The organism is Candidatus Aquicultor sp., assembly GCF_054640775.1.
Genome location: NZ_JBTSLF010000266.1, coordinates 1 through 3,070 on the forward strand (window position 1 = coordinate 1; position 3,070 = coordinate 3,070).

4 protein-coding genes are annotated in these 3,070 nt (G+C 45.4%); all 4 read left to right on the top strand.

The window, feature by feature from the left end:
* On the top strand, positions 1-1,037 hold a 1,037-nt coding region (locus ACYC56_RS13885), incomplete at its 5' end, for a pyridoxal phosphate-dependent aminotransferase (protein ID WP_461374767.1).
* A 138-nt stretch (positions 1,038-1,175) separates the two neighbouring features.
* On the top strand, positions 1,176-1,760 hold the full coding sequence (gene yihA, locus ACYC56_RS13890) for a ribosome biogenesis GTP-binding protein YihA/YsxC (RefSeq protein ID WP_461374768.1): 585 nt from the start codon (positions 1,176-1,178) through the stop codon (positions 1,758-1,760).
* Between the two features lie 447 nt (positions 1,761-2,207).
* A complete protein-coding gene (locus tag ACYC56_RS13895) occupies positions 2,208-2,750 on the top strand; it encodes a hypothetical protein (RefSeq protein WP_461374769.1) in 543 nt (180 codons plus the stop codon).
* 19 nt (positions 2,751-2,769) lie between these two features.
* The coding region (locus ACYC56_RS13900; RefSeq protein WP_461374770.1) for a hypothetical protein at positions 2,770-3,070 on the top strand (301 nt) is incomplete at its 3' end.

The window sequence follows — 3,070 nt, forward strand, 5'->3', positions numbered from 1 at the left end:
CGGAGTGTATTAAAGAGGCCGCCATCCGGGCTCTAAAAGAAGGGAAAACCCATTATACCGACAGCCGGGGAATCATTGAACTTAGAGAGGCCATATCCGCCCACTATTTCCGGCAGTACCGGGTCACCATATCTCCGGATCAAATTATCATTACCTCCGGGACTTCACCGGCTATGTTTATGGTCTTTTCAGCCCTGTTGGAACCCGGGCAGGAGATCATTATCTCCGACCCCCATTATGCCTGTTATCCTAATTTCATCCAATTCGCTCAGGGAACTCCGGTCAAGGTTCGGGTGTATGAAGAAGATGGTTTTCAATACTATCCGGAGGAAATCAAAAAACGTATAGGACCAAACACCAAAGGGATTTTCATCAATTCCCCCTCTAATCCTACCGGAACGCTTCTGTCGGAAGACCGGATGAAGGATTTGGCCCGGAATGATCCTTATATCATTTCGGATGAGGTTTATCATGGGCTGGTCTACGAGGGTCAGGAACATTCCATTCTGGAATTTACCGACCGGGCCTTTGTATTAAACGGCTTTTCAAAACTATATGCTATGACCGGCTGGCGATTGGGCTACCTGATCGCCCCCAAGGATTTTATTCGTCCTTTACAAAAGATTCATCAGAATTTTTTTATTTCTGCCAACTCAGTGGCCCAATGGGCCGGTATCACCGCCCTGACCCAGGCCCAGGCGGATGTGGCTCGGATGTGTGATTTATATAACCAACGTCGAAAGGTAATGATCAGCCGGCTCAAGGCGCTGGGATTTGGTCTGAAGGTCGAACCTACCGGGGCCTTTTACGTCCTGGCCAATGCCAAAGCCTTTCATTCCGATTCTTATAAACTGGCCTTCGATATCCTGAAAAAAGCCAAGGTGGGGGTGACCCCGGGGATTGATTTCGGCTCCGGTGCCGAAGGGTATCTCAGATTCACTTATGCCAATTCCATCGAACGGATCGAAGAAGGGATGGAACGACTCCGGATTTATTTACAACGGGAAGAATATAAAATCATATCCAAAGATATTTGAAGTGGTACTGTTACTCGTTTCTGGTTACTTGTTTTTTACAAGCAACGAGCAACCAGTAACCCGCAACACGTGTCCTATAAACCGAACCCCTATTGAAAGTTGGGAAATGTCCTTAGATGAAATTTATGAGCTACTGGGATGATCATACGTTCTGCGGAATTCGTTAAAAGCGCCTTAAAGCCTGATCATTATCCTAAATCCACCCTCCCGGAAATAGCCTTTGCCGGTCGTTCCAATGTAGGCAAATCCTCCCTGATCAATACTTTAGTACGGAGAAAAGCCTTAGTGCGGACCAGCCGCACCCCCGGTCAAACCCGTACCTTGAATTTTTTTTTGATCAATGATACCTTTATGCTGGTTGACTTGCCGGGGTATGGCTTTTCCCGGGCATCCAAGGAGGTGATTAAGAGCTATCAGGAGTCCATTGGTACTTATTTAAAAACGAGAAGTAATCTGACCTTGGTGGTCTTGCTGCTGGATATTCGCCGTATCCCCAGCCAGGAGGATAAGGCCTTTTTTCAATCAATTCGGGTTAATGGGTTGGAATACTTAATTGTCTTGACTAAATCGGATACCCTGGGTCGGGGTTCCTGGAAAAAGGCCCGGAAAGACATTTTTACTAGTTTGGAGGATCCGCCGGGCGAACCCCTATTTTTTTCAGCCAAAACCGGCCAGGGCCGTGAAGAGATTTGGGCCGAGATCGAAGGCCGGCTCGACCGATAATCTAGTTTAGTTTCCATCCGGAAAGTTCTTTTCCGGATGAGAACTAGTTATTTTGTATCAATTTAGTACAAAAATAGATTTCTAGATCTTCCGCTGATCCGGTCTATTTTCATGTTTCGTGGTGCCACGCCCCAAAAGGCGGGGCATGGCGGTTTAGGTTTAAATAATTAAACCTTTTCAAGGCAACATTAGAGTTAAAATCCCCCTCAATCACCCTTTTTGAAAGGGGGAAGTCTTTCTCCTCCCTTTCAAAAAAGGAGGGCGAAAGGGATTTGTAAATGCTTTTTCAAACAGCTAAGTTAATTCTTTATTTCAAAAAAACCATTAGAAGGAGTCTTTATGAAATCACAAACGAAACCGGTTATGATGATTGGATTAGGCGTTTTTATCTTTTTTCTATTTTCCGCGTTCGCCCTGGCGGCCCCCCCGGACAACTTTACCTGCAAAATGAATTTTATGGGCATGTCTATGCCCATGGCCAAAATGGGAAATAAGTCCCGTGTAGAAAATATAATGTTCGGCGGTCTGGTGACCATAAGTTATATGGATCAAAAAAAGACCGTCACCATGAATACCAAAAACAAGACCTATTTTGAACAGGCTACCCAGGAAAGGGTTCCTTCGATTTATAACCCCAATGTGGTCATTGATAAGAAGAAAATCGGGTCGGATACCATAGACGGGCATCCTTGTGTCAAGTACAATGCCGTTTTTTATAACAAAGAAAAACCGCAGGATAAATTTACCTCGGTTCTTTGGGAGGCCCAGGATTTGGGAGGATTGCCTATTAAAAATGAAGTGGTCATTCCTGAAAACAAAAGAAGAGAAGGGGGCCCGGAAAAATTTACTTCTGAAATGAAAGAAATCAAAGTCGGTGCCGCCACGGCCGCTATGTTTGAAGTCCCCAAAGACTACAAGAAGGTCAACAGCATGAGCGAAGTCATGGGTGGAGATATGCGGGAAATGATGAAACAGATGCAAAAAAAGTAAAACAGGGAAACGTTATTTTATGATTCGTTCTGTGACCGTATTCTTTTTTTTGTTGGGCGTCCTGGTATCTTCATTACTTGTTTCCTCCTGCAGCACGGGAAAAACTTATCAAAAGGGCCCCGTCAAAGACTATCCTGATGTTTTAGAAGAAAAGGCTAATACATGGCGAGGCGGGGCTATCGGGGCTTCTTTATGCAGTCCCATAGAAGGAAAGATAAAAGAAATTTCCGCCCAGGCCTCGCGCGAAGCAGCTCGGGAAGGAAGACCGGTAGCCTATTTAAGCCTGGACGGATTTCAGCGCGTGGAGACTTATCCGGTGG

Excerpts from the sequence above, each read along its gene's own strand:
- ACYC56_RS13895 (WP_461374769.1), top strand. The coding sequence starts at position 2,208 with ATGAATTTTATGGGCATGTCTATGCCCATGGCCAAAATGGGAAATAAG.
- yihA (WP_461374768.1), top strand. The coding sequence starts at position 1,176 with ATGATCATACGTTCTGCGGAATTCGTTAAAAGCGCCTTAAAGCCTGAT.